At 66.2% G+C, this 1,756-nt stretch carries 2 protein-coding genes; one reads left to right on the top strand and one right to left on the bottom strand.

All coding sequences use genetic code 11. The features are described 5' to 3' along the window. Positions 1–140 precede the first annotated feature (140 nt). Positions 141–1,021 (top strand): IS5 family transposase gene (locus QNO07_RS27430; protein WP_502961958.1). Its coding sequence is split into 2 segments (ribosomal slippage): positions 141–645 and positions 645–1,021, totalling 882 coding nucleotides; the frame shifts between segments, so codons are not numbered across the junction. A gap of 15 nt (positions 1,022–1,036) precedes the next feature. Here QNO07_RS27430 and QNO07_RS27425 read toward each other — a convergent pair. Further along, complete coding sequence (locus tag QNO07_RS27425; protein WP_283995244.1) at positions 1,037–1,552, bottom strand: DinB family protein; 516 nt, start codon at positions 1,550–1,552, stop codon at positions 1,037–1,039. Positions 1,553–1,756: the final 204 nt, after the last annotated feature.

The raw sequence follows: 1,756 nt of genomic DNA, 5'->3' as shown, positions 1-1,756 counted from the left end.
GAAGGGCTGGACCGGCACCTGCACCACCTGCAACCGACCCCTGCCCCGCAACCGAACCAGACGCAGAACCTAACGAAGCACTACTAGGACCTGTCCGGCGGATCATGTGACTTCCGGGAGATCCGTTCGTTGGCGTGTTCATGCCGCGGGGAGACCTTACGAACGAGGAGTGGGCCCGGCTGAAACCGCATCTGCCGAAGTCCGGGGAGCGCGGCGGTCGTTGGGCTGGCCACCGCAGGGTCATCAATGGGATCCTCTACCGTCATCGGACCGGGGTGCCGTGGCGGGATTTGCCTATGCGCTTTGGGAAGTGGAAGACCGTGTACGAACGGCACAGACGCTGGTCGGCGGACGGCACGTGGGACAAGCTCTTCGCGTCCGTCCTGGCCGACGCCGACGCGGAAGGCCGCATCGACTGGTCCATGGTGAGCGTGGATTCCACTACTTGCCGGGCGCACCAGCACGCTGCCGGAGCGCGAAGAAGACCTCCGCGAGTGCCGGGGAAAAGACGCAAGCCACGGCAGCACCGCCACGACGAGGGCCTCGGACGCTCCCGGGGCGGACTGACCTGCAAGATCCATCTCGCTGGTGAAGGCGGCCGCCGCCCGCTGTCCCTGCTAATCACTCCGGGCCATTGGGGCGACGCCCCCAGCTCATCCCCGTCATGGAACGCGTCCGTGTCGGCCGGCTCGGCGGAGGCCGCCCTCGCACACGGCCGGAACATCTCGGCGGTGACAAGGCGTACTCCTCCCGGCGAAACCGCCGCTACCTGCGTAGGCGCCAGATCAAGCACACCATCCCCGAACCGAAGAACCAGCGAGCCAACCGGAAACGCCGTGGCAGCGAGGGCGGGCGGCCTGCAGGTTTCGACAAGACGATCTACAAGCGGAGGAACGAAGTTGAGCGGACCATCAAGGCGCTGAAGAACTTCCGTGCCGTGGCCACGCGGTTCGACAAGCGGGCCTACGTCTTCCACGGCACGGTCACCGTGGCAGCGATCCGCCTGTGGCTCCGCTCATGACCTGCTCGACAGGTCTTAGGCGCCGGTCCGCCCGTCGACGAGCTCACGCACGACGTCGAGGTGGCCGTTATGGCGGGACGTCTCCTCAATGAGGTGGAGGATCACCCACCGGAGGTCGACGTGGCGGCCGTCGCTGATGGGACGCTTGGCCGTCGAGTCCAGGTCGTATTCGGACACCAGGCGACGGTAGCGGGCGCTCTGCTCCTCGTACTCGGCGAGAAGCTGGGGCAACGGGATGTCGACTGCTGTCCGCATCTCAGGGTCGGGATCATCGTCGGTCGCCTCGGTGAGCGGCCCCGCGAGCTCCTCGCCCAGAAACATCACGTGGAACCAGTAGTACTCGACCCAGCGCAGATGGCTGATCAACCCGCACAACGTCATCAGCGGCGAACTCGGGAGCGGGGCCTTGCAGGCGTCTTCGGCGGACACGCCCGCACACTTGGCGCGCGCGGTGTCACGGGCGTAATCGAGGAAGGTGACCAGCTGCGCACGCTCGTCCCACGCAGGAGGCGTGTCGGTTCGTTGAGTCATCGCCAGGAGTTTCCCGCAGCTCGGAACGAGTGTCGACCCGATTGGTCGGAAGTACCGTCAAGTGCCGCGGTACCGGCCGTGCTCGAGGAGAGCCTGGCAAGATCCGCCGGACAGGCCCTAGTAGTGCTTCGTTAGGTTCTTCGTCTGGTTCGGTTGCGGGGCAGGGGTCGGTTGCAGGTGGTGCAGGTGCCGGTCCAGCCCTTC

Origin of the sequence: Streptomyces sp. 549 (genome assembly GCF_030124175.1) — a bacterium.
Taxonomy (GTDB): Bacteria; Actinomycetota; Actinomycetes; order Streptomycetales; family Streptomycetaceae; genus Streptomyces.
This window is presented reverse-complemented; position numbering and strand designations above follow the sequence as displayed.

Coding starts and splice junctions, on each gene's coding strand:
- QNO07_RS27425 (WP_283995244.1), bottom strand. CDS start 1,552: ATGACTCAACGAACCGACACGCCTCCTGCGTGGGACGAGCGTGCGCAG.